Annotated in this window: 17 protein-coding genes; 4 read left to right on the forward strand and 13 right to left on the reverse strand. The window is 48.3% G+C overall.

Annotated elements, in window-relative coordinates; genetic code table 11:
• Positions 1 to 139: 139 nt before the first annotated feature.
• Positions 140 to 988: a BglG family transcription antiterminator LicT gene (licT, locus tag M1D61_RS12295; RefSeq protein ID WP_458118838.1), complete on the reverse strand. Its 849-nt coding sequence runs from the start codon at positions 986 to 988 to the stop codon at positions 140 to 142.
• A gap of 245 nt (positions 989 to 1,233) precedes the next feature.
• Positions 1,234 to 3,492, reverse strand: coding sequence for a glycoside hydrolase family 3 N-terminal domain-containing protein (locus tag M1D61_RS12300; RefSeq protein WP_458118839.1), 2,259 nt, complete (start codon positions 3,490 to 3,492; stop codon positions 1,234 to 1,236).
• 353 nt (positions 3,493 to 3,845) lie between these two features.
• On the opposite strand from M1D61_RS12300, the gene M1D61_RS12305 reads away from it, so the two are divergent.
• Positions 3,846 to 5,138, forward strand: a complete 1,293-nt coding sequence (locus tag M1D61_RS12305; protein WP_458118840.1) for a helix-turn-helix domain-containing protein — start codon at positions 3,846 to 3,848, stop codon at positions 5,136 to 5,138.
• On the opposite strand, the gene M1D61_RS12310 is transcribed toward M1D61_RS12305, so the two are convergent.
• The 7 genes from M1D61_RS12310 to M1D61_RS12340 all read right to left on the reverse strand — a co-directional run bounded on the left by M1D61_RS12310 (position 5,128) and on the right by M1D61_RS12340 (position 13,753).
• A complete protein-coding gene (locus tag M1D61_RS12310) occupies positions 5,128 to 6,036 on the reverse strand; it encodes an NmrA family NAD(P)-binding protein (protein WP_458118841.1) in 909 nt (302 codons plus the stop codon). The genes M1D61_RS12305 and M1D61_RS12310 overlap by 11 nt on opposite strands.
• 119 nt (positions 6,037 to 6,155) lie before the next feature.
• On the reverse strand, positions 6,156 to 8,600 hold the full coding sequence (locus M1D61_RS12315; protein WP_458118842.1) for a glycogen/starch/alpha-glucan phosphorylase: 2,445 nt from the start codon (positions 8,598 to 8,600) through the stop codon (positions 6,156 to 6,158).
• 37 nt (positions 8,601 to 8,637) lie between these two features.
• Positions 8,638 to 9,741, reverse strand: a complete 1,104-nt coding sequence (gene glgD, locus M1D61_RS12320) for a glucose-1-phosphate adenylyltransferase subunit GlgD (RefSeq protein WP_458118843.1) — start codon at positions 9,739 to 9,741, stop codon at positions 8,638 to 8,640.
• Positions 9,742 to 9,761: 20 nt separating this feature from the next.
• Positions 9,762 to 10,889, reverse strand: a complete 1,128-nt coding sequence (locus tag M1D61_RS12325) for a glucose-1-phosphate adenylyltransferase (RefSeq protein ID WP_458118844.1) — start codon at positions 10,887 to 10,889, stop codon at positions 9,762 to 9,764.
• Positions 10,890 to 11,062: 173 nt separating this feature from the next.
• Positions 11,063 to 11,620 carry an imm11 family protein gene (locus tag M1D61_RS12330; protein ID WP_458118845.1) on the reverse strand — a complete coding sequence of 186 codons (558 nt, stop codon included), beginning with the start codon at positions 11,618 to 11,620 and terminating at the stop codon, positions 11,063 to 11,065.
• Between the two features lie 286 nt (positions 11,621 to 11,906).
• Positions 11,907 to 13,085 (reverse strand): acetoin utilization protein AcuC, encoded by a 1,179-nt coding sequence (locus M1D61_RS12335; RefSeq protein WP_458118846.1) that lies wholly within the window; start codon positions 13,083 to 13,085, stop codon positions 11,907 to 11,909.
• 35 nt (positions 13,086 to 13,120) lie between these two features.
• Positions 13,121 to 13,753 carry a GNAT family N-acetyltransferase gene (locus M1D61_RS12340; RefSeq protein ID WP_458118847.1) on the reverse strand — a complete coding sequence of 211 codons (633 nt, stop codon included), beginning with the start codon at positions 13,751 to 13,753 and terminating at the stop codon, positions 13,121 to 13,123.
• Between the two features lie 242 nt (positions 13,754 to 13,995).
• Here M1D61_RS12340 and M1D61_RS12345 point away from each other — a divergent pair, with 242 nt between their 5' ends.
• Together M1D61_RS12345 and acsA are read left to right on the forward strand one after the other, a co-directional pair.
• A complete protein-coding gene (locus tag M1D61_RS12345) occupies positions 13,996 to 15,219 on the forward strand; it encodes a hypothetical protein (protein WP_458118849.1) in 1,224 nt (407 codons plus the stop codon).
• A 241-nt stretch (positions 15,220 to 15,460) separates the two neighbouring features.
• Positions 15,461 to 17,185, forward strand: a complete 1,725-nt coding sequence (acsA, locus tag M1D61_RS12350) for an acetate--CoA ligase (RefSeq protein WP_458118850.1) — start codon at positions 15,461 to 15,463, stop codon at positions 17,183 to 17,185.
• A 170-nt stretch (positions 17,186 to 17,355) separates the two neighbouring features.
• Here acsA and M1D61_RS12355 read toward each other — a convergent pair whose 3' ends face one another.
• The 3 genes from M1D61_RS12355 to M1D61_RS12365 form a co-directional block, all read right to left on the reverse strand.
• Entirely contained in the window at positions 17,356 to 19,005 is a 1,650-nt protein-coding gene (locus M1D61_RS12355) for an ATP-binding protein (protein ID WP_458118851.1), read from the reverse strand.
• Between the two features lie 306 nt (positions 19,006 to 19,311).
• Positions 19,312 to 20,466 carry a C40 family peptidase gene (locus tag M1D61_RS12360; protein ID WP_458118852.1) on the reverse strand — a complete coding sequence of 385 codons (1,155 nt, stop codon included), beginning with the start codon at positions 20,464 to 20,466 and terminating at the stop codon, positions 19,312 to 19,314.
• A gap of 214 nt (positions 20,467 to 20,680) precedes the next feature.
• Positions 20,681 to 22,213 (reverse strand): N-acetylmuramoyl-L-alanine amidase, encoded by a 1,533-nt coding sequence (locus M1D61_RS12365; RefSeq protein WP_458118853.1) that lies wholly within the window; start codon positions 22,211 to 22,213, stop codon positions 20,681 to 20,683.
• 620 nt (positions 22,214 to 22,833) lie between these two features.
• On the opposite strand from M1D61_RS12365, the gene M1D61_RS12370 reads away from it, so the two are divergent.
• Positions 22,834 to 23,877: a glycoside hydrolase family 53 protein gene (locus M1D61_RS12370; RefSeq protein ID WP_458118854.1), complete on the forward strand. Its 1,044-nt coding sequence runs from the start codon at positions 22,834 to 22,836 to the stop codon at positions 23,875 to 23,877.
• A 357-nt stretch (positions 23,878 to 24,234) separates the two neighbouring features.
• On the opposite strand, the gene M1D61_RS12375 is transcribed toward M1D61_RS12370, so the two are convergent.
• Positions 24,235 to 26,304 carry a beta-galactosidase gene (locus M1D61_RS12375; RefSeq protein ID WP_458118855.1) on the reverse strand — a complete coding sequence of 690 codons (2,070 nt, stop codon included), beginning with the start codon at positions 26,302 to 26,304 and terminating at the stop codon, positions 24,235 to 24,237.
• Between the last annotated feature and the right edge of the window lie 305 nt (positions 26,305 to 26,609).

Genomic DNA, 26,609 nt, shown 5'->3' on the forward strand with positions numbered 1-26,609 from the left:
TTATGCCAGCCCTTGAGCTGGAAACTGGTATCATTCAACGACATTTAGGTTTTGCCTACCAAAAGTAACAATCCCTGTCGGGTATTTAATTGTAACGGCTGGTATGCACTTTCATATTCCTGGAACAATTGCGTATTACTTACGTTTGATCTACATTTTCTTTCTTTGTGACTCTCTCGATATGAATAGTCAGGTACAGCAATTCTTCGTTGGACAGATCCCGTTGATGAATTTTGCAGGTATAATCCTGAATTTTTAGCGCACAGGCATATGCCTGTGGATACTGGGATTTGACCATATCGTGCAGCGGGCTGTCGCCTTGGTCGCTCGCCGCTCCACTCACCACTCGCTGGGCAAAAAACTTGAGATGGGTCAGGAACCGGAAGTAATTGAGGGACTCCTCATCCAGCTCGATCACAAAATGCCGGGTGACGATGCGAAGTACATCCTTGACGATATTGGTCATGCTTACCGTCTCACTCATCTGCCCGTTCAGCTGGGAATTAACAAAGTGAAGCGCGATAAATCCGCCTTCATCTTCGGGAAGCGATACACCGAGCTTGTCTTCGATCATTTGTAATGCCTTGGTACCGATATAGTATTCCTTGCGGTACAGCTTTTTGATTTCCCATAGTAATGCATTTTTGATTTCCAATCCCTGCCGATGCCGTTCAATAGCAAAATGGATATGGTCTGTCAGCGAAATATAAATGCTGTCATGCAGCTTGCTGCCAAGTACAGTCTGCGCATACCGGATAATTTCATCCGAGCATTCCATGTATTCAATTGGAATATCCGATAATAAGGTCATTAGCTTATCCGATATTTCCTGGCTTTCAAGTTTGAATACCTTTTCAATTTTCGCTTCATCGACGAGGTCATCCGGATGCTTCTTGAATCCGATCCCACGGCCCATGACGACCAATTCCTGTTTGCCAGGATCTACAACGGTGACGACATTGTTATTCAGAACCTGCGATATTTTCATTCTCATCACCTTTTTTTATAAAGATACTCAAAAAGGCAAAACCAAAAATGACATGCTAGTCAGTTTCGGTTTTGCCTGATTTCTCAGTAACAATCCGTGTTTTGGTTTCTATACAAATATACTAACATAGGCGACATAAAATGACAACCGTAATTGTAAGCCTTTTCTCCACATAGGATTTTGGCGATTTGTATAGTATTTACTACCCAGGATGGAGTGTTTCCATACAATAATGTCGAAAAAATTTATCCGATTAGTTCAAAAGTCTGTTCCAGAGTGCTGCCAGAATGTGTGCCTACATATACATTGAACTCGCCTTCTTCGGCCGTCCATTCCAGCTTTGCATTACAGTAGGCCAGATCCTGCTCGGTGATTACAAATTCGACCTGCGTCGATTCCTGTGGAGCGAGCTGCACTTTGAGGTACCCTTTTAACTCCCTGACCGGACGAACGGTGCTTCCGTACAGATCCTGAATATACATCTGTACCGTCTCTTCACCGGCGATGCTGCCTGTATTGGTTACGGTGGCAGTCACGATGATGCTCTCTCCACGCTTCATCTGCTGACGATCCAGCTTTAGATCAGAATAGCTGAACTGCGAATAGCTCAGTCCGTAGCCAAATGGATACAGCGGCTCATTCGGACCGTCCAGATATTTGGAAATGTACTTCTCTTGCTGATTCTCTACTGTGACCGGGCGACCGGTGTTAAAGCGGTTGTAGTAGATCGGCGACTGGCCAACATGCTTGGGGAAGCTCATCGTCAGTTTGCCGGTTGGATTGTAATCGCCGGTCAGTACATCCGCAATCGCATGCCCAGCTTGAGAACCGAGGAACCAGGTCTCCACGATCGCATCCATATGCTGCTCATACCAGTCCAGCACGAGCGGACGGCCATTAGTAAGTACGAGTACAACCGACTTGCCCAGTGCAACGATTGCTTCGGCCAACTGCTGCTGGGGAGCAGGGATGGAAATATCCATGCGAGAAGCCGCTTCACCTGACATTTCGCTGTGCTCACCCAATGCCAGCAAAATAACATCAGCGGCTTTGGCTATACGTACAGCCTGCTCAATGCCGCCTTCAATTGGCTCCAGTACACTGCTGCCTTCTGCGTACAGCAGATGCTGTTGAGGGATTCCTTTGGCAGTCAGACCTTCCAGCAGGGTAACGGTCTCTTCCTTGTAGCGGGAGAACTGCCATGTACCAAGCATATCTTTGCTGTCGGCAAACGGTCCGATAACGGCGATCTTCTGTGTACCTGCTGCAGCTGCTTCCGTGTGCAGCGGCAGCAGGTGGTTTTCGTTTTTGAGCAGAACGATCGATTTGCGGGCAAGCTCCAGGCTCGCCTGCAGATGATCGGCATGGAAATGGTACTCTTCTTCCTTTTCCGGACGGATATAACGGAACGGATCATCCATAATACCGATTTTGTATTTGTAAATCAGAATCCGGCGTACAGCCGCATCAATCTGGGCTTCCTCTACTTTGCCTTCTGCAATCAGCTGAGGCAGATAATTCTCGTACAGCTGGGTGACCATCTCGATATCCATCGTAGCTTCCAGCGATTGGCGGGCAGCGTCCTTGCGATCTCTTGCGGCGCCATGGATATAGATCTCATCCACTGCACCATAATCGGAGATCAGCATGCCATCGAATCCGAGCTCTTCGCGCAGCAGATCATGCAGAATGAACTTGTTACCGGCAATCGGAATACCATTGTAAAAGTTAAATGCGTTCATCACTGAGGCAGAGCCTGCTTCCAGACCGGCTTTGAACGGTGGCAGGTACACGTTGCGCAGCGTCCATTCCGAGATATCTACCGTATTGTAGTCGCGCCCGGCTTCGGAAGCGCCATAACCGATAAAATGCTTCAGACAGGCGATCAGCGTCTCTTTGCTGAACAGCGTGTCTCCCTGAAATCCCTCAACCTGGGCACGCGCAATCAGTGAACCAAGATAAGGATCTTCACCTGCACCTTCCATAACACGACCCCAGCGGGCATCGCGGCTGATATCGACCATTGGTGCATGATTATACGTAATTCCCGACGCTGTCGCTTCTTTGGCTGCAATTATACAGACACGCTTGATCTCTTCCAGATCCCAGCTGCAGGCCCAGGCGAGCGGGATCGGGAAAATAGTCTGATAGCCATGGATCACATCGGCATTGAACATGAGCGGAATACCCAGTCTGGACTGCTCAACCGCCAGCTTTTGCAGATCAAATGTGCGGCGGCTGTTAAAGACACCGAGGATGGAACCGACACGTCCTTCGCGTACGAGCAGTTCGGTCGGATCGGCTTCGATCTCTCCGCCAAAAGCAAATTCAGAGTCGGCACACTGGCTCATTTGACCGATCTTCTCGGATAATGTCATCTCGCCAAGCAGCTGCTCGGCAGACTCGCGGATATTCTCGTCACTGCGTGGAGCAACGTCCTGCTTGCGGTATGGAGCGACCAGTGCAGACAATTCTGCATGTATGTTGGATTGTTCCGTTTTCATAATCGTATCCCATCTCCTGTATCATGATAAGTTGGATCAGACCGGGTTTGACCGTGTTATGGCTGTGACAATGGAATCTCCACTCGAATCAGCGAGGAGTAACAATCGAATGTTACTGCACATTCCATGCCCTTCAAGTTATTACAAAGCCGGTCTGAAGATAGAAATAAGTTCCTCTATAATGTAGGCTTATTTGCAGTGCATTTATGGTATTATTCTTGTATTTTTGGTAAAATAGCCAGAAATAATCGTTATGGCTACTTCACCTGTTCATTATCACTGATTTGTTACACTGAATTGTTACACTGAATTGTTACGGCTGATTAATCTGCCATCATACGGAGGAATACATAATGAATTCTGAATTTCTAAGCATGCTGCGTTTTGTGATGAAAATGCTGTATGTGGAATACCATATGCCTATGTATATTTTGGATATAAGTAGTGAAGTGATTGACGAATACCCGATCCAGCCGTTTAACCCGCTTTATACCGATAAGCTGCAGGGACTTGCGCTGCTGACCGCTCAGCTCCCGGATGGTTATCCCGCGGTCAAGGCGACCAATTTTCTGGAACAGTATCTCATAATTCCGCTCCATCAGGATGGGATGCAGCAGGGGACACTGGTTGCGGGACCTTTTTTCCATGCAATTGTGCCGGAGGAGCTGGTCAAAGGCATTATACGGGATTATCATCTTACCTTTCGTCAGCAGGATAATGTGCTGGAATTTTACCGACGGGTGCCGCTGGTCTCCAAGGAACGGATCTATAATGCAGCAGTGATGATCCACTATATGCTGTATCAGGTGCAGCTGGATATCGCCCAGGTCATTCAGCATACGCTGTATATCGATATTGCTATAAATGAGCTGCCGGATGAGCCACCGTCTCCCTATAACGGTAATGAGCAGCATACCCAGTCCACCTATCATCAGAACCCTGAAATGGAAAAAGTCTTCCTGCAGTACATCCGTGAAGGACGCAAGGAAGACCTGGTCAAATGGGAACTGGGATTTCCTACCGAGAAACTGGGCGTACTATCCAAAAAAAGCCTGCTGCGCAGCGAGAAAAACCTGGCGATCTGCTCCATCACACTCGCTACCCGGGCTGCGATGGATGGCGGAGTCAATGCGGAGATTGCCTATACACTGAGCGATCTGCATATTCAGGCGATCGAAGAATGCCAGACGCCTGCCGAAGTAAAAATTGCGCTGCAAAAATGCCATACCGACTTTGTTGATCGTGTGCTGGAAGGCCAGCGGCAGCGTTATTCGGAAGAGATCAATATTTGCCGAAATTATATTTTCAATCATCTGTACGAGCCGATTCATCTGCATCAACTCGCCTCGGCGGCACAGCTCAATGCCGATTATCTGTCCCAGGTATTCAAGCGTGAGACCGGGGTATCGCCGGTGATGTATATCCAGCAGGCCCGCGTGGAAGAAGCCAAGCGGCTGATCAGTCTCTCCGCCCACTCTCTCGCAGAGATTGCCGCGATGCTGCAGTTCCATGATCAGAGCTATTTTACGAAAATATTCAAAAAATACGTCGGCATCACACCCAAACAGTATCGCAAAAATCCAACCGGTGGTGAACGTGGAGTACTCGCTGCTCATTCACGGAGTGCAGAGCGGGCTAGCTGCTGATATGTTCAGACAGTACCTGCCGGGCTGAGGTCCACTGCATATCAGGATAACGGTCATTGTCGAGCTGCGGCAGCTTGCCTGCACCGGTGAACATGCCATTCATATACTGCATGCCCTGCCAGGCCGGGAAAGGATCCTCCTGCTTGACATCAAAACGGCGTGCGATGGCAGTCAGCCTCTCCAGACGCTTATGCCCACCTGCACGGAACAGGCGGTAATGCTGGCTGGTAAGTTCTGTCATGATAGCTGCCAATTGGCGAGCAGTGACTTGATCGCCAGCAATATGCAGGAACCGCGGTGTATGAGGGTCCAAAGCCGCCCTTGCCGTGTAGGCCGCCACATCATCCTTGGTCGTAAAATCCAGCAGCTGATCCGCATTTTCCCAGTACAGAATGCGTTTGTAACGGAATAGCACAATCGGTGCCATCCCGGTCAGCAGTTCGCCAAACGCTCCGTTCAAAATGGACGTCGCCGCGATGGGCGCCTGATCGAGCCGCTTCATAAACTCCCGGCGCAGATTCAGATTGCGGTTGGAGCCTTCCGGCAGATTCCGGTAATCCATCGAATAGTCGGATGGAATAAAGCGCGGCACTCCTGCCTGCACAGCCGCATTCAGCAGCAGGGTCTGATTATCCATCATTACATCACGCAGCCCATTCAGCGCCGAAACGACGCAGGAGACATCTGCACAAGCTGCCTGCATGGCGGCTGCATCCTTATAATCTACAGGAAGCGTATCGATACCCAGCTGGTGCAGATGCTCCAGCTTGTCCGCAGATGTATTCGGGCGGACAACGGCATGCACATGCGCACCCTGCTGAACAAGCGCTCTGGCGATTCGTTCACCGATATCTCCTGTTGCTCCGGCGAGCAATATGGTTGTACGGGTAGTATTCAAGCGATAGCCACCTTTACTGGATTATGGATTGATGATTATGCCAATGTGTAATTGTGCCTTTGCATAAAGTAACCCTCTCCCCTGCTGTTCCCCAGCAGTGTGAGAGGGTTATTTTCATTTTATTTATTCACCGGATGAATCTTCCAGATCTCGGAAGCATACTGTCCAATTGTACGGTCACTGGAGAATTTACCGGAATGAGCGATGTTATGGATCGATTTTTTGAGCCAGTCTTTTTGATTGCGGTAGGCGGCTTCGATCTGCACATGGGACTCGGCATATGAATCAAAGTCCTTGAGCATAAAGTATTCGTCATTGCCATCCAGCAGCGAACGATACAGGGAATCAAACTCATAGGAATTCTGGGCGAATGCACCCGGCGTTACCAGCTGATCGACCACTTCCTTGATCCGCGGATCACTGTTGTAGATATCACGTGCATTGTAGCCGCCATGCTGATAATAGTTCATTACCTGATCTGCATTGAGACCGAAAATGAACATATTGGCGTCTCCCAGCATCTCGTGCATCTCCACATTCGCGCCATCCATCGTACCGATCGTCAGTGCACCGTTCATCATCAGCTTCATATTCCCGGTACCGGAAGCTTCCTTGCTCGCTGTAGAGATCTGCTCACTCACATCGGCGGCCGGAATAATCTTCTCTGCCAGGGATACCGAATAATTTTCCAGGAAAAAGACATTCAGCTTGTCCTTCACATCCGGATCATTATTGACGACATTCGCGACTGTATTGATCAGCTTGATCGTGCTCTTCGCCAGATAGTAACCCGGCGCGGCCTTGGCACCGAAGATAAACGTACGCGGTACCATATCATGGGACGGCATCGATTTGAGCTGATTGTACAAATACATGACATGCAGAATATTCAGGAACTGCCGCTTGTAGGCGTGCAGACGCTTGACCTGTACATCGAAAATCGAATCGGTGTTGACCACCGTTCCGTACTTTTGCTCAATATACGAAGCAAGACGCTGTTTGTTATGCTGCTTGATCGCTGCTGCCTTTTCCTGGAATCCGGCATCTTCACTGTATTTCAGAATGCCCACCAGTTCCTGTGGATGAGTAATCCAGCGGTTTCCGATCGAATCGGTGATCAGATCGCACAGCTGGGGATTGGCATGCATGAGCCAGCGGCGATGCGTGATGCCGTTGGTCTTGTTATTAAAACGCTGTGGATACAGCTCATAGAAATTACGCATTTCCCGTTCCTTGAGAATATCCGTATGCAGCGCAGCTACCCCATTAACACTGTGACTGCCGGCGATAGCCAGATGAGCCATTTTGACCTGATCATCATAAATGATCGCCATATGCGCCACACGATCCGGATCGTTCGGATATTTATCCATCAGCATTTTGCAGAAGCGGGCATTGATCTCTTCAATGATCATGTATACCCGCGGCATCAGCTCACGGATCATTTGTGCAGGCCATCTCTCCAGAGCCTCACTCAGAATCGTATGATTCGTATAAGATACGGTGCGGCAGGTAATATCCCAAGCTGTCTCCCAGCCATATCCCTTCTCGTCCATCAGGATGCGCATCAGTTCCGGAATGACCAGTGTCGGATGCGTATCGTTAATATGAATAGCGATCTGGTCCGGCAGATGATCATAGCTCAGATTGAGCTTGTCATACGTACGCAGAATACTCTGCAGACCTGCAGAACAGAGGAAGTACTGCTGCTTCAGACGCAGCAGACGACCCTCATAATGACTGTCATCCGGGTACAGGAACTCGGAGATGGATTCCACCGAGCGGTTGTAGTTCAGATAGTTGTAGTAGTTACTGCCACCATTGCCCATGTTGCGGTTGGCCATCTCACGGACCGGCTCTGCACTCCACAGGCGCAGTGTGTTGATATGATAATCCGGATTGCCGCCTTTGTAGCCAATAATCGGCACATCATAAGGCACCGCCCAGACCGCTTCATAATCACGGGTCGTGAAATACAGTTCCCCATCTTCTTCACGCGTCTCGACCTGACCGCCAAAGCGTACCTCCACCTTGCGATCGGCACGACGGACTTCCCACTCAAAACCTTTTTGCAGCCAGTCGTCCGGCAGTTCTACCTGGTTGCCATCGACAATTTTCTGCTCAAACAATCCATACTGATAGCGTATTCCGCAGCCATGACCGGCATAACCGAGTGAAGCCAGGGAATCGAGGAAACAGGCAGCCAGACGGCCAAGACCACCGTTGCCCAGACCTGCATCCGCTTCTTCCTCTTCGATATCACCCAGTGAGATCCCCAGATCATCCAGACCTTCCTTGACGATCTTCAATATGCCCATATTAAGCAGGTTATTACCCAGCAAACGCCCAATCAGGAATTCGAGCGACAGGTAATACACCTGCTTCTCCTGATCCTGACGCAGCTCCCGGTTGGTTGCTGCCCACTCTTTACCGGCAAACTCGCGCATCATCCGGCTTAGAATCGTATAGACGTCTTCATTGGATACTTCATCCAGCGGCTTACCCAGCTTGGAAACTACGTTATTTTGAAAAATCTGTTTGAATTCTTCTTTGTTTTTAAACAAAAGTGTATTCCTCCTGCAGTCAGATTGGCATCAGCGTTTACAGAGAAGTACTTTTGGCTGTTACATAAGGGTGTTTAACATCACCGATCAGCGTACGATCATGGGTAATCTGTACATCCTTATCGAGGATTACATTTTCCAGCACGGCTCCGGATTCAATAGTGCACTTTTGCAGAATGATCGAGTTGATTACCTTGGCACCCTTCTCGACTTTGACGCCGCGGAACAGAATACTGTTCTGCACTTCGCCGCCGATTACGCAGCCATTGGCCACCAGGGAATTGTGCACCTGTGCAGACTCCAGATACTTGGCAGGCGCCTCGTATTTAATCTTGGTCTGAACCGGGTTTTCACGGAACAGCTGCTGATAGTTATTCGGGCAGAGGAGGTCCATGCTGTTTTTGTAATAACTTTCCACCGAGTTAATGACGGCATTGTAGCCTGTATATTCATAACCGGCGATTTTCAGTCCATTCGGATTGTGCTGGATCGCATCACGGAAGAAATAGCTTTTGCCGTGGGCGATGCAGTAGTTGATCTGTTCCAGATACAGTTCCTTGCTCATGATAAAGGCTTCCAGATAAATATTGTGATGATCCAGTTCCTGATGAATGTCCGTCACAAAACCGCTCTCGTCCACTTCGATCCGGCGGCATGCACCGTGTTCCGGCATCAGTTCGTCGATCTTTTTGTAAATAACAGTTACGTCTGCACCTTTTTCCAGATGATAGGCATAGACATCCTTGTAATCGATTTTGTTCACATGCTGAGTACCGGTATGAATCACGATATCACCGGTGCTGCGATGGAAGAAATCCATATTATTATGGATATGCTGCAGATCCCCTGTAGATGTATCGGTCGGATCATGCCAGTCCGGCGGCAGGATGAACAATCCACCGCGCTTGCGATCCAGATCCCATGGTCTGCCTTCTCCCAGATGATCCATTAGAGAACGGTATTTACGACGTACAAACAGCGCGATATCCTGTGTACCCGCATACATCATATTGGATAATGCAAAATCTATTAAACGGTAACGGCCGGCAAACGGAACAGCCGCGCCGCAGCGGAAATAGGTTAATTCCTTCAATTGATCCAGTTCATGATCGAGATTAATAACGCCTACAAATCCTCTCATTCCAGTCACCGTCCCCTATGTTATGATTCGTTGGTTACAAGCATGATTTCCTTCTCATCCGTACGTTCCACACCGATCTGTGCTCCATCTTCCAGCACCATGCCTTCATTGACGATCGCTTTGTGAATGCGCACGTTTTTGCCGATTTTGACGCCTGGCATAATAACGGAATCCGTGATCACACTGCCTTCTCCGACTTCCACATTGAAGAAGAGAACCGAGTGCTTCACTTCACCATGAACCATGCAGCCTTCATTGACGATACTGTCCTGTACGTTGGCCGAAGGGGCAATATAGGCAGCGGGCTGATTCGGACTGCGTGTGAAGATACGCCAGTTGGGATCATTCAGATCCAGCTCGGGCTCTTCGGACAGCATGTCCATGTTCGCTTCCCACAAGCTCTCGATTGTACCTACATCGCGCCAGTATCCTTCGAATGGATACGCGTATAATGTTTTGTTATCCCCAAGCAGTAATGGAATCAGGTCTTTACCAAAGTCATAAGAGGAGGCAGGGTCCTGCTCATCCTTGATCAGATAGGATTTGAGCACATCCCATTTAAACAGATAGACACCCATGGAGGCCAGCGTGCTTTTCGGGTGTTTTGGCTTTTCGTCGAACTCATAGATTTTGAGGTCATCGTGGGTATTCAGCATACCGAAACGGCTGGCTTCTTCCAGCGTGACATTCACGACGGAGATGGTGCAGTCTGCATTTTTTTCTTTATGATAATCAATCATTTTTTGATAATCCATTTTGTAGATATGGTCACCCGACAGGATCAGCACATGTTCGGGCTCAAAACTCTCCACGAACTTGAGGTTGCGGTAGATGGCATCTGCCGTACCCTGATACCAGCTGCTGCCTTCCTGACGTTCATGTGGTGGCAGTACGAATACGCCGCCGTTTTTACGGTCCATATCCCAGTCGTTGCCGACTCCTATGTACGCATGGAGCAGTGTCGGCTCATACTGTGTCAGTACTCCTACAGTGTCAATACAGGAATTCGCGCAGTTGCTGAGCGGGAAGTCAATAATCCGATACGTTCCGCCAAAATAGACGGCTGGCTTTGCCAGTGATTTGGTCAAATCTTTCAGTCTCTTGCCCTGTCCGCCGGCAAGCAGCATAGCGACTACTTCTTTTTTCATGGGAAAGCCTCCTTGGTGTGAGTTGTCATATTCTTTACCTGAAATACGATAACGCTGAGAGACTAATACTGAATTGCACTTGAGCCAGATCATTACCGTTTAAAAAGGGGAGACTTCCTGGTGACGCATCGGATCAGAGCTGCAGTCCATCGGGTGATAGCAGAGCCTGGAGATCAGAGGTTATCCTGAAAACGGATACCTGTAATATTCTCTGCACGGCACGCTTCCACAAATTCGGCAGACGCCACGATCAGACTGATATCTTCATTGGAACGGACCAGGCCGTGTCCTTTGAGTGCATCAGGCCGGAAGGCGACCGAGATAAAATGGGGCGGACTGCCGTGCACTCCCGGAAGCAGCGGCACATATGCCGATTTTTCCATATCCAGGCAGTTAATCACAGTAGTGATATTGGGAACCTGGAATCCTTTGATTGGTTCGCCATTAACCGTCACTTCCGCATCGATCAGCTGTACATCCCTCGGGGCATACTTGCGGATCAGTGCGGCCAACCGCGGACCTACAAGATCCGGTCCGTCGGTCATGAACCAGTCAAAATGGAGCAGCCGACCAAGCTCAACCTCCCCCTGAAGATGGAATTTGGGCGACTTGGCCCAATCCTTCTGCGGAGTACCCTTCTTAAAATTAAGATGATCGGGTGAATCGTGGAAACTGTACTTGAACCAGTAACGGTCCGGGTAAATCTCTGCCGGTAGCAGGATATAATACATAGACATCTCTTCCTTTCGAGATCGGCAGGTAAATCATGGATACAAAGAAATGATTCAATAGCCCTAATAATAATGATGCTATGGTATATTTCTACATTGAGGCAGCATTAACCTTCAATTTTGCAGCGTATTTGCACATTTCTTCATTACTTTTCCTTATTTGTAGCTGCCTGTCTTCCCGGCACTGCTTATATACCCGAAAAAACCTCTATCGCCACTTTTTTACAAAAGGATTTTCTTGCAGTCGATTATATAATGTATATTTTCCGGACGAAAACCGGAATTTTTATTTTAAATAGGAGGCAGCCAGCTCACTGATATAACGATTCTGACGGGCAATCTCCTCTCTCCGGGGTATAGGTTCCCAGCGCTGCACATTATCCAGCCAGGTCGTTGGCAGTTCTACAGGACTCTCTCCCTGCCATTGCTGCAGCCAGGAGCACGGCAAGGAAAGCAAAGGTTCCCTGTTGATCTGCTCCAGCAGCGGATGCCCGCTCATCTCCAGCCATACGAGCGACCATGCTCTGGGAACGACACGCCAGATATCATAACCGCCTCCACCCAATGCGACCCAGCGACCTTCGCACCACGTATGAGCTGCTTCATGAATCATGCGCGGCATCTGCCGGTAGATCTCCATCGAGCAGTGAATATGGGACAGTGGATCGAGGGCATGGGCATCACAGCCATGCTGGCTGATGATAATGTCGGGTCTTGCCCGCTCCATCACCTGTGTCAGTGTATTCTCAAAACATTCCAGCCAGGAAGCATCTTCCGTATACGGCTCCACCGGTACGTTCAATGTAAATCCAAACCCTTCTCCTGCCCCTCGCTCCTCTACCAGACCGGTGCCGGGAAACAGATACTTGCCTGTCTCATGAATCGAATAAGTGAACACATTCGGATCGGTATAAAAGCAGATCTCCACGCCATCTCCATGATGCACATCGGTATCGATATACAGCACTCTGGCATCATACCGCTGGCGCAAGTGGGTAATCGCCAGTGCCGCGTCATTGTAGATGCAGAAACCAGCGCTTTTCTGGGGCATAGCATGATGCAATCCCCCCGCCATATGCAGGGCATGACGGCTGGCTCCGCTCATGACCAGATCAGCCGCCTTGACCGAACCGGCAGCGATCGCTGCAGCGCTCTCATGCATCCCGGGAAAATACGGATTATCCCCGTGATCCAGTCCATACTGCGCAGCATTTCGCAGAGCTTCGCCAGAGGGATCAGGAACACTCAGCTGCTTGACTGCTTCGATATAGCCGGGAATATGAATCTGGTGCAGCAATTCCTCATCGAGAGGCTGATCCGGCGTCAGGATGCTGGCAGCCGGCAGCGCACCGGACTGTTGCAGCAGTTCCATGGTTAGTACAAGCCTGCGCTGGTCAAACGGATGTCCCTGATGAAATATATATTTCAGACTATCGGGATGGTGTACATAGACAGCATCATTCATCACCTTTACTCCTCTCTCTTCTGTATCTGCTCCGGTTAATACATAAACCGCTGGTGAAAACGAATCCGGTCAAAAGCCTCCACCGAGGACTGGGGTACTTGGCTGCCCACCCGGACCATCAGGCAGTTGGCCGGATGCGAACAAATCTCCGGATCATCAGTGGCAAACCAGACCATATCCACATTTTTCATTAGCTTCTCCATCATCTTGCGATAGTCCCATACGCTGAGCCCGGTATTTTCCAGATCCCAGTGCCAGTAGTACTCGGTAGTAAATACGATCATATTATCAAGCTGCTGATCCCGAAAGGCGAGCTGGATCAGCTTTTTGGCAAGTCCGAAGCCGCGATATTCATTGGCGATCTCCACCGCTCCCAGCTCTACCAGATCCTCCATATTGCCTTCGGACCAGCGCTCGTACTCATCGGGATAATGAAAGGTGACATAACCGACGATCTGATCTTCATCGGTAGCCATAATAATACGCCCTTCCGGCAGACCGGCGATCTCGATCAAGGCTTCCTTCTGCTCGGCCGGCCGCCGAAATGCATCCAGCTCGGTATGCATCCGGCAGGGCTGAATCTGCTCCGGCGGCACAGGACCTTCCAATACCAGCGGACCGTTCTCTGTATGAAGTACTTCCTTTTGTCTGATTTTCAGATGGTTCATACCAGGTTCCTTTCCTAGTCGTATTGATAACGCTTTCTTAAGATTATATATAATTTTCCAATAAATGCATCTGTGAATGAATACAATTTTCCAAATGTTAGACTTGACAAACAGATTATAATTTTTGAAATGTATAAGAAATATAAGATTTAAATAAATATTCATCTTGCCTTTTAGTAATAAATTGGTTAGGATAAAAAAACAGGAACACACGTTCCTAAAAATTTGTAAGGAGTGAGAAAATGGGATATAAAAATATTACAGATTTAAACACAGTTATTTTGCAAGCTTCTCAAGGGGATGGGATTGTGGATCTTAATGAGGCTTCTATATACGTTGATAAAGAGATCAAAATTATAGACCATGTCACAGTCCGTAATGGCAGGATAAGGTTTACCGATAATAATGCTACCATTACATTAAGAGGCAAACATCCTGCATTAGACAATATTACTATTGATGCTGCAAGCACTAGCAGTGCTCGGGGAATTATCGAGTTTATAAATACAACTAATGCAAAGTTAAATCAAGTAACAATAACTGGAGATACTGATCGAAAAGCTATTTTTTGCAAAACTGCTGCTACGGATACTCGCTTAGATAATGTAACTGTCACCGGAAATATTGGATGGGGTGTATTATTTAATGATGCCGTCTCTGAACAAAGCGATAAAAATTATCGTTTTGTAGAAGGGACAGATTACAGCAATACCTCTATTGGCTCTGGATTATATGTAACCAATTTTAAATTTGAAAATGGAGTGAATAGCCTAAAAACAGGGGATGGATTTGAAATAAATTGTCCTGATCATGGATTTTCAACTATTAAAATTAACGGGATTTCTATAAAAAACACCAAGAAATCTTCAAGTAATGGTATAGGCATAGGATTTGCACGTTGTAGCAATGTTTGTATTGACCAAATCTACATAGAGTCATCTGCCAGTGATGCTATACATTTTGAAAAGGGAGCGCATCATAAAATTACTAATTTTGAATTGTTAAATTGCGATAGAGCATTGATGGCCTCCCATACTGAAAATACCCAATACATTGGGGGTACCTGTTTAAATTCAGGTTCTTGGATTATTTCTTACAGTGATCGTGAGGGGGAGAAATACCCCCCTTCCAGAAATATGTTATTTGAGAATATTGTATTTGACGGAGCTACACGTAGAGGTTTTTTGATTTCCAATACTTCTGACTCTATTTTTAGAAATATAACATGCAAAAATTATAATGGAAATGAATCAATGCCTATTATTCTATTTTATAAAGTGAATGCTATTGTAAATCCGGTTACTGACTCGCTATTAGATACTATTTACTTTGTTAGAGGTAGCTCGCTTAAAAATCCTCCATACTTAATTTTCTTTGAAAAAGGAGGACTTCGAAATAAAATTATAAATATTGACCAATCTCAATATACAGAAGGTAAAATATTCATAGACCCTACCAACAACTAGAATCAATTCGTTAATTTAAAAGGATATACTTCCGTCATTTTTAGGAAGATATCCTTTTTTCATTTGATACACTTATTTTTCACGTCAACATTTTAAAAGCTTTATACTACAAAGAGAGGTTTGACTATGTTAAACTACAGAACAGGAAAATTTGAACATTCTGTGAAAAGATAGTATCTTATTTTGTAAGCGCTATATATGGTAAATGAAACTCTATATCTTATTCACTTGGAGGGTACTAATGGGAAAAGATACGATGGAAGTCATTGCTGTAGAAGCTAGCCAGGCCAATATGATGGATTACGAAGAAGCCCGCAGACAGTTCGATTGGGCGGATGTGGAGAAAAGATTCAGCTGGTATGAAAGTGGTAAAGTCAATCTGGCTCATGAAGCCATCGACCGTCATGCCGCTTCCGGACTAAAAGACAAAATTGCGCTTCACTACAGCGATCCGCAGCGCGATGAATCGTACACATTTGAGCAGCTTCGCCAGTATTCCAACAAAGCGGCCAATATGCTGCGTGAGCTGGGGATTGGCAAAGGCGACCGTGTATTCATTTTCATGCCGCGGACTCCGGAGCTGTATTTTACCCTGCTCGGCATTCTCAAGATCGGCGCGATTGCCGGGCCGTTGTTCGAAGCTTTTATGGAAACGGCAGTGCGTGACCGTTTGCTGGACAGCGGCGCGGTAGCGATCGTTACGACACCGAAACTGGTCGGTCGTGTTCCCGCTGCCGAGCTGCCTGATCTGAAGCATATTATTATCTATGGAGAAGAATCCGAACTGCAGGAAGGCCAGATTCATTTCTCCAGTGCGATGGATGCGGCTTCGGACAAGACGGAAATCGAATGGGTCGATCCGGAGGATGGACTGATCCTGCATTACACTTCCGGTTCGACCGGCAAACCCAAAGGGGTCTATCATGTGCATCAGGCGATGCTGCAGCATGAATACACCGGCCGGGTCGTGCTGGATCTGCAGCCGGATGACATTTACTGGTGTACTGCCGATCCCGGCTGGGTGACCGGTACTTCCTACGGTATCTTCGCCCCATGGCTGAATGGTGCAACCAATGTAATCCGCGGCGGCCGCTTCAGTCCGCAGGATTGGTATGAGACGATTCAGCGTTATAAAGTCACGGTATGGTACAGTGCGCCTACCGCTTTTCGGATGCTAATGGGTGCAGGCGATGAAGCGGTCGAACAATATGACCTCTCTTCTCTGCGTCATGTGCTCAGCGTCGGCGAGCCGCTGAATCCCGAGGTCATCCGCTGGGGTTACCGGGTGTACAAGCAGCGGATTCACGATACATGGTGGATGACAGAGACAGGCGCCCAGCTGATCTGCAACTATCCGAGAATGGATATCCGTCCAGGCTCTATGGGACGCCCTCTGCCGGGCATTGAAGCCGCTATCGTCGATGACCAGGGCAATGAGCTGCCTCCGCTGCGTATGGGCAACCTGGCGATCAAGACACCATGGCCATCCATGATGCGCAAGATCTGGAACAATCCGGCCAAATACGAAGAATATGTGCGTATTCCAGGCTGGTATATTTCCGGTGATTCCGCCTATATGGATGAAGACGGATATTTCTGGTTCCAGGGACGGATCGATGATGTGATCAATACTTCCGGTGAACGGGTAGGTCCTTTTGAAGTGGAAAGCAAGCTGGTCGAGCACCCGGCTGTCGCGGAAGCCGGTGTAATCGGCAAGCCCGATCCGGTACGCGGCGAAGTGATCAAAGCCTTTATCTCCCTGCGTGAAGGGTATACCGCTTCCGACGAGCTCAAGCAGGAGATTACGCGATTCGTCAAAGAAGGATTGTCTGCCCATGCGGCTCCGCGTGAGATTGAGTTCAAGGATAAGTTGCCCAAGACTCGCAGCGGTAAGATTATGCGCCGGGTACTCAAAGCCTGGGAGCTGGAACTGCCGACAGGCGATCTGTCCACGATGGAAGACTGAGTTTCTTCCTGCGCTATATTTTTGTAATAGGTTGGCTGATTTCTCTGTTATGCTTTTGAAGTTAACTGCAAATAAGCCGTCACGTCGATACGTGGCGGCTTATTTGGTATATTACCCGTTCTGTTTATAAATACGTGCATGTATTGAATTCTATCGGTTCTACCCGAAAATTAGGCTTTGCTCTGCTTTTTACGCTCTTCCAGCTGGCGGCACAATTCAACCAGTCGCTCCATCTGAACCGGCTTGGAGAGAGCTCCATTCATTCCTGCTGCAAGGACCTGTGCCTGGTCATCCTTGAATGCATTGGCTGTGATAGCGATGATCGGAATATTCCGGTTCTGAATTTTGTCAGAATGACGGATCGCGTATGTAGACTCCAAACCGTCCATGACCGGCATCTGAATATCCATCAGCACCATATCATAGGAATTATCCGCTTCCAACATATGGATAGCTTCCAGACCGTTATCTACGGTATCCACATGATAGCCGAGCTTATTCAGCATCCGGGAAGTAATGATACAGCTGATCCGGTCATCATCCGCCAGCAGAACGCGCAGACGACCGGCTTTTACTTTTCCATGAGGTGTTGTCTGTACTGATGTATAGGAAATGACCGACTCCTTTTGTTCTTTTCTATCTTTAGCAGTTCCATAAGTTCCCGGTTTTTCCGACTGCTCTGCAGGCTGCTCGGGAATACTGACTGGAATCGCGAATTCGAAAGTGCTGCCCTTACCCTGTTCGCTCTTTACGGTAATTTTACCGTTCATCAGTTCTACAATCTGCTGGCTGATCACCAGACCCAGCCCTGTCCCGCCAAACTCGCGGCTCTGGGAGTCATCCACCTGGCTGAAGCTCTTGAACAGCTTGTCCCGGTCTTTGTCCGCAATGCCAATACCGGTGTCTTTGACTTTGAAATGCAGCTTCATGCTGGTCTCATCGATCTCGATTCCATTGACGGATACATCAACCGAGCCTTCGCGTGTAAACTTGATCGCGTTGCTGATCAGGTTATTGAGTACCTGCTTCAGGCGGTGCGGATCACCGTATACCTTTTGAGGAACGGTATAGCCGATATGCAGATTCAGATTAATCTGCTTTTCAATAGTCAGCGGACGATGGGCTTTGAGTGTCATATCCATCAGTTCATGCAGATTGTATTCGATATTTTCCAGGTTCATTTTACCTGCTTCCGCTTTGGAAAAATCAAGAATATCATTGATCAGCATCAGTAATGTTTCTGCACTGTTCTGAACAATTTTCATATTGTCACGTAAATCCTGCTCCACTTCATTCAGCAGGATCAGCTCAGTCATACCGATAATCCCGTTCAGTGGTGTACGAATCTCATGACTCATATTGGCCAGAAAACGACTTTTGGCCAGATTGGCAATCTCGGCCTGCTCTTTGGCCCGAAGCACCTGCTGCTCGGCCTTTTTGCGCTTGGTAATATCGAACTGGATTCCTACAAAATAATGACATTCCCCATTCTGGTCAAAAATCGGATCCAGGTTGACTTCATTCCAGAACGGTATACCCAGTTTGGTATAATTCAGAATCTCAATGGTCACCGATTCTTTTTTGGTGAGTGCATCGCGGAATTGCTGCACAGCTTGCGGATCGGTATCAGGGCCTTGTAAAAAACGGCAGTTATAGCCTACTGCCTCTTCACGGCTGTACCCTGTCAAATCCGTAAAATGACCATTGACAAATACAAGCGGAAAATCGGGTTTTCTTGCATCTGCAATGGTCACTGAAGATTTCAGATTTTGTACTACATATTCCCAGTCTATGGCTGGTGCTTTAGGATCTATATTCATGCTGCCTCCCTAAAATGGGTATCATAAGTTAATTGCGGATGAGTCTTACTTAACACATATGACGGTTCAGTGACTCAGTAAGCTATAATCTTGCCATTAAATCTAGCATACCATACAAACATATGTTTTTTAATGTCTATTCGCAATGTGTGACGCGAGGCAGTCGATACCATTTCTTCTATTCCCCACTATCTCCACTATAAAAGATATTGAGCCTTCAATCAAATCTCCCATAAATCAAAAAAGCCTGCCTGGCCGGAGTACAAACGGCATCAGACAAGCTTGGAAAACTTTGAAGGATATTAATTAGCGAAGAATGCGGCGAGCCGTTACATAGTGATCCACCCAGTAATTCAGGTCCAGATTGGAAATGGCAATTCCATCCAGGCTTGGACTATTATGAATCAGCTTGTTATCTCCGGCATAGATCCCCACGTGCGTAATCACATTCGGATCGCTACCGGAAAAGAACAGCAGATCGCCCTTTTGCCATTGACCGCGTTGCACTTCAATTCCTACGTCTTTCTGGTAGCGTGTGCCCCAGGCCAGGTCAATACCTTCCAGTCCATAGATATAGCGAGTAAAGGAAGAGCAATCAAACAGCGTAGGCGCTTCATTTTTGCCAAATCCATAATGGGTAACTCCCTGCAGAGCCAGAGCGCTCGCAATAATACGATCTGCGGACGCTTCGTCCAGTGGTGAACCTGTAGCCAGCGAAGGCATCGTCACTGTAGGCTGTGGCGGATTATAAGGAAGATCCTCCACTTCATCGATCGTCTGCGCAGGCACTTCATTTAATATCGCAGTCTCGGAAGGCGGCAGCGTATACGATACATAATCTGCGGATACATAGCCTGTTACGCCGTTCTTATCCTTGATCTTGACCCAGGCTGCTGACGGCTGCTCCAATGCGGTAAAACTCTCCCCGACCGCAAGCACACGCAGTACCGGACTACCTGTCGTCGGCTGTGCACGGAAATTAACACCCTTTCCCACTACCCCGGTACCCGGTTTATTGGATACGGCGGAAGGAGATACGGCAGCAGGTGCAGAAGTCGTCTCGGTAGAGATCGTCGCATTAGCACTGGAAACGCTATCCGAACTTTTCGCATAGGCTGATGAAGCTGTCACAATTGTTGTGGTACTGCTATTGCTATTGGTAGAATCTTTGCTATTAGTGGTAGAGGCAGGCTTATAATCCACATAACCGGCAGATACATAGCCTGTTTTCACGCCTACTTTGACACGCAGCCAGTGGCTGTTGACTTCACGCAGAATCTTGATGCTGGTTCCCGGCTGCAGCGTACTGTATACGTCGCTGTCAGTGGTAGGACCCGAACGGAAGTTGACGGGAAGGTTAATTTTGCCGATTGGAACAGGTGTCGTTGCTGCGCTCGTCACTTGTGGAGCTGAAGTCAACAATACGGCTGCAGTCAGTAGGGTAATGATATTACGTTTCATGGATGTCCTCCTCGGGAAATTCTCTCTATGTTGTATGCTCGTGGAGTTATGTATAGGGAAAAGTATAAACAACAAAAAATGTGGTAAGCCTATGAGTGAGAGAACAAAATGACAGCTTCGTCATATTTTCATCATAGTTGCTTACCACATTTATACCATACTGAATCAGCTTCTGTCGACCATAAAAATTATATTCAAGTAACTTTTGTACTAATTATTCGACACCCAAATATTCTTTCATGCCATCTACAATAGCCTGAGCGAGCTTTTGCTGAAAGTCGTCCGTATACATCAATGGTTCATCCACCATGCTGCTCAGATAACCGGCTTCGACCAGAACGGCCGGCATTTTGGTCTCCCGGGTCACATGCAGGCTTTTGGTATGAATGCCGCGATCCGGCAGGCCGAGTGCACTGACGACATGATCATGAATGACTTTGGCAAACTGCTTGCTGTCACTGCGAGTATAATAAATTTCTGTGCCGCTTGGCGATACCGCTGAAGAAGTACTATTGCCATGAATGGAAACAAACAGATCGGCATTCAGATCATTGGCTGTTTTGACCCGTCCCTGCAGGGTTGGGTACGTATCGTCACTGCGTGTCAGTACAAAATCAATATTCGGCTCCTGCTGCAGCAGAGTCTGAATTTTCAATACAACCGCAAGCGTAAAGTCTTTTTCCCTGCGCTGCTGGATGCTTGGCGCCCCCGGGTCCTTGCCTCCGTGTCCTGCATCAATAACGACGAGCATTTTGCCATTCTTGCCCGGTCCGGAAGATGGTGTAGCCGGTACGGACTGGGATGATTCGTTACTCGCCGGATCGGCTGGCGCAGCTGCATTGTTAATGTCCGTAGGCGTTGTGTTTGTTGCTGCCGTCGAAGGCGAAGGATTCAGTGCACCATCCAGTTCGACCATGACGACACCTTTCTGGTTGTTGATGACTTTGTACTGCTGGGCATTGTTCAGGTCCAGCACGATACGCACGGTGGATGGAGAGTTGCTGAACAGCGAATATCGTATTCCCGCTACATCCGGATAACCGGTCACGTCCACTTTGTTGACTGCCCCTACGCTGGGCTTTTGTCCGTGAAGGAATGTACTGGAAAAGTTTGTTTTTGGCAAATCGAGAACAATCCGGTCGGGATTGTTCAGTGCGCTGTATTTGGGCGAGACATTGCCATCCACTGTAATGGTCAGACGATCATCGCTGAAGCTGATTGCATTGACCTGAGCCAGATCCTCCTGCTGCGGCGCAACCATACCTTTGCCTGTTGAGGCTGTCGCCGTCGGCGCTGGGACAGCTGCTGCTGGAACTGTTGTCAGATAGACGGTCTTCGCCGTATTATCCCATTTCACTGTCGTTCCCGTGTTCTCGCTAATAAACCGCAGCGGTACGAGCGTGGTCCCATTATGCACAAACGGTGCTGCTTCCAGATTTACCGGATTGTTGTTCACCGATGCCGAATAGCTGTCCGCCGTCAGCTGCAGTGTATTACTGCCCTGCTTGATTGTCGCTGTCTGCGTCGCGTTGGACCAGCTGACTTTGTAGCCAAGCTGCTCTACGACTACACGCAGCGGTACCATAATACTGCCTTTGACTGTCGTCACCTGACCATCAGCCGGCAGACTGATCTCCTTGCCGTTAAGGTTAATATGCGTCTGCTGCGCAGCATGTCCGATCGACGGCAATGCGAGCATAAACAGCAGCATCAACATACTGATGATCCATACATTTGCTTTTTTCATAGAGTCCCCTGCCATTCCCCGGGTGAAATGAATAATCCCCTCATTTCGTCCCAGTAAGTATTGATGTGTGTCTGTGTAATCTTTGGATATATGTGAATACCAGCCGAAGCCGGTGATATACCTCAGTGTCGGTATACTATTTTATCTATCGGAAAATGACTGTGTATCTTTTGCAGCAGCTGCTGTTCTGATTCAAAAAGAACGTCAGGCGGCTTTCTATATCCCAATTTTAATCGTATTCATTACTATTTCGCCAGGACCATCATCCACTCCTTCCTGTCATGCATTAAATATGTTGTGTTTGCCCCTGGATGTCTGCCCGTTTGCACAGCCCGAACATTTTAATGCATTATGTATATCTTTTATTATGATAATCAGAATAAACAGGCTTGTAAACTTTGGACCCGACCAGCCCCGCCGCTATGCGGATTAGCCTGTTACAGATCTGTCATTTTAATGAAGATCGATTATTGAACAAATCTGATTGATAAAAGTGCTTAAATGTTGATTTTTTACAGGTGTTCCATCTGCAGGGTTCACGCTACAATTAATCGTGTTCCTTCGCGAAGAACCGCTAATAATGTAAACGCATACAAAATTATGGGAAGAGGGTTTACGTCATGAATTCAGCCAAAAAATGGATCAAACGAGCGTCGGTACTCGTACTCAGCTTTGCGCTTATCGGTGGCCTGAGCACCAGTTATAGCCAAATTACGCCGGCTGCAGAAGCGGCTTCTGTTTTTGCCAAAGGTGCCGATGTCGGCTGGTTATCGGAGATGGAGCATTACAACTGGGCTTTTTACAATGATGCCGGGGTCAAACAGGACGCCCTGCAAATTCTGAAAGATCATGGCATCAACTCCATCCGCCTTCGTGTATGGGTGAATCCTGCAATCAACTTCTCCAACAAAGCCGACGTGATCAAGCAGGCAGTGCGTGCCAAAAATATGGGCTTCCGCATCATGATCGACTTCCACTACAGTGACAAATGGGCCGATCCGGGTCAGCAATCCAAGCCGGCTGCCTGGAACAGCCAGGATATCAATGGTCTGAAAAAGTCGGTCTACGACCATACGTATGATGTGCTGACCGCCCTCAAGGCGCAGGGAGTGACGCCCGAATGGGTACAGGTCGGCAATGAGACCAATGACGGCATGCTCTGGGAAGAAGGCCGTGCCTCCAAAAACATGAAAAACTTTGCCGATCTAATCAACTCCGGCTATGATGCCGTGAAAAAAGTAAATGCAGGCACCAAAGTCATCGTTCATCTATCCAACGGCTACGATAACTCGCTGTTCCGCTGGATGTTTGACGGGCTCAAAACAAATGGCGCCAAATACGACGTGATCGGCATGTCCCTCTATCCGGACAAAAGCAACTGGCAGTCACGCAATCAGCAGACACTGGCCAATATGAATGATATGGTTGCACGCTACGGCAAGGAAGTGATGGTATGCGAAGTCGGCATGGATGCCTCTGACCCGGCCACTTCCAAAGCATTCCTGACCGACATTCTGGCCAAAACACGCTCCGTTTCGGGCGGCAAAGGACTCGGCGTATTCTACTGGGAACCGCAATCCTATGGAACATGGTATGCCTACACCAAAGGTGCTTTTGATTCCAAAGGCAAAGTAACGATTGCCCTTGATGCGTTTTTGAACTGATCGGCAGATTAGGGATCATCCGAATGGCCTGCCTGATTGACGAATCGCTTGCCGGGTGATTGGATTGTTTTAACATGATTGCAAAGAGTTTAACGACAAAGCAGCGTACAGCCGGGGGAATCAGGTGGTACGCTGCTTTCTTTTCCTGGGATCATTTTGTTTTTATGATCATCTTGATTGTTTTGTTAAAGATCTCTTCACTTACTCCACCAGACCGGCGTACAGCTTTCTTTCAACCGTAACAGGGCAGCTTCGGAATCGATCATGATTCCAAAGCTGCCCTGTTATAGTGCCGTATTCCATTTACAATAGACTGCTATCCTCTGAGATCGTTATTCTCCCGGATCAACTGCAGAGTTACAGCTGTCTTTTCAAAATACGAATGCCAAATGGTTCCAGTTCCAGCGTGCTGCCTGGTGCCATACTGTCGGCGCTCAGCAGATCCTGGTAGTCGTTGTCATCCAGCTGTACACTTTTCACTTCATTACTGTAGTTCTGTACAAATACAAATTCATTCTCACCCTGCACGCGCGTATGGGCGGTCACATTTGGTGGCAGTGCTGCCGCGAGTGTACGCTTTACACCGGCACGTGTGGTGATGCTCTCGATCAGATCACTCAGGAAATGATCTTTGGTACGGGCAGCTACATAGTAGGCTTCCCCGCTGCCATAGCGATTGACTGTTAATGCCGGACGACCGGCGTAGAAATCATCGCCATAGGTTGCCAGCGCAACAGCACTCTCCAGATGGATCAGATCACACAGATCTTGTACCTCATATTCGCCCTTCAATCCCAGCTCGTTATTATCGCTGGTTACGATGCGGTTGCGATCATTCTCATGCAGACCATCGATCTCTTCCGACCATATTCCCAGCACATTACGCAGTGGACCCGGGAAGCCGCCGAGGAAGCAAAGATCGGTCTCGTTGACAATACCGGACCAGTACGTGCTGATCAGCGTACCGCCAGCTTCCACAAATTTCTCGAAGCGCTCGCCGACACCTTCGCGCACCATGTACAGCATCGGGGCAGCGACCACTTTATATTTGGACAGATCCTGCTCCATATCAATGACATCGACAGCAATGCCGCGCTCCCAGAATGTACGATAGAAGTTCAGCGCGGTCTCTTCATAGCCAATGCCTGTGTTGCGCGGTCCCTGGCTGTCTTTGACCGCCCAGCGATTCTCCCAATCGAAAATAACGGCCACTTCCGCCTGAACATGGCTGCCGCGGATGCTTTGCAGCTGCTCCAGCGCACCGCCTACACTCTGCACATCACGGAATACGCGGGTATGTTCATGACCGGCATGATCCACGACGGCGCCATGCAGCTTTTCACTGGAACCCTGGCTTTTGCGCCACTGGAAGTACTGCACCGAATCCGATCCGTGCGCCACTGCCTGCAGGGAAGACAGCAGATGCATGCCCGGACGTTTATTTTTACTGATCGGCTGCCAGTTGGTCAGGCTCGGCGTGCTCTCCATCAGCAGGAACGGCTGCTGTTTGATGGAACGGACGATATCATGCATCATGGCAATTTTGGCGGCCTGCATCGTATCCCCTTCATGATCATGCCATGTCGGATAGCTGTCCCAGGAGAGTATGTCCAGAATATCAGCAAATTTCCAATAGTTTAATCCTTCGAAAAATTCCATAAAGTTGGTCGTTACCGGCAGCAGCCGCTCCGCATGACGAAGCGGCTCAATCTCGTGACGGCAAAAGTCTACAGTCTGGTCGGTCACAAATCGGCGCCAGTCCAGATTCATGCCGTGTACCTGTGTCTCGCCGTGCGGAGCCGGTGATTCTACCTGGGACCAATCGGTATACGTGTGGCTCCAGAATGTGGTCCACCAGGCCAGATTCAGCTGCTCCAGTGTGCCGTACTTTTGCTTGACCCAATTGCGGAATGCTTCCTGACAGTAGTCACAATGACATTCGCCGCCATATTCATTAGAAATATGCCAGCCGATCACGGCCGGATGAGTACTATAACGCTCGGCCAGCAGCGTGTTCATGCCCGTCACCTTTTCCCGGTAGACGGGCGAGGTAAAGCAGTGATTATGACGGAATCCATGCAGATTGCGCACACGATTCGATTCCACCCGCAGAACTTCCGGATATTTGGCAGACATCCATGCGGGACGCGCACCACTAGGCGTCGCCAGCAGTGCAGAGATTCCATTTGCCGCAAATCGGTCCAGCACTTCATCCAGCCATTCAAACGTATACAAGCCTTCTTCCGGCTCCAGAGACACCCAGGAGAAAATGCCGACAGACATCACATTGCATTTCGCCAGCTTCATGAGGCGGATATCCTCTTCCAGAATATCCGGGCGGTGTCTCCATTGCTCGGGATTATAATCGGCTCCATGCAGCATCTGCGTCCAGGATGGAGTAACAGTAGTCGTATTGATCGGGTTCATAGCAGTCTCCTTTGTTGTTCAGAATTGTATACTTCGATGTTTGTATGTGTATAGGTCAGGCGCTCCAAAATTGGATGATTCTTCTGCCCTCCGTTAAGATCAGATATCCTGAATGTCCGCTTGCAGCGGAGGATATCTGATCTTAAATGAGGTCGCTTCGCTGCTGAAGTATCATTCCAATTTCTCCGCTAGGTGCAGGAGCTGCATCGAATGGACCTTGTAACTTGTCGTAAGTCACTCGGTGCAATCCAATTCAATTAATGCACATTGAGCAATAGCATAGACCTTGCAAATAATAGCAGGAG

Source organism: Paenibacillus sp. Z6-24, from assembly GCF_054161335.1.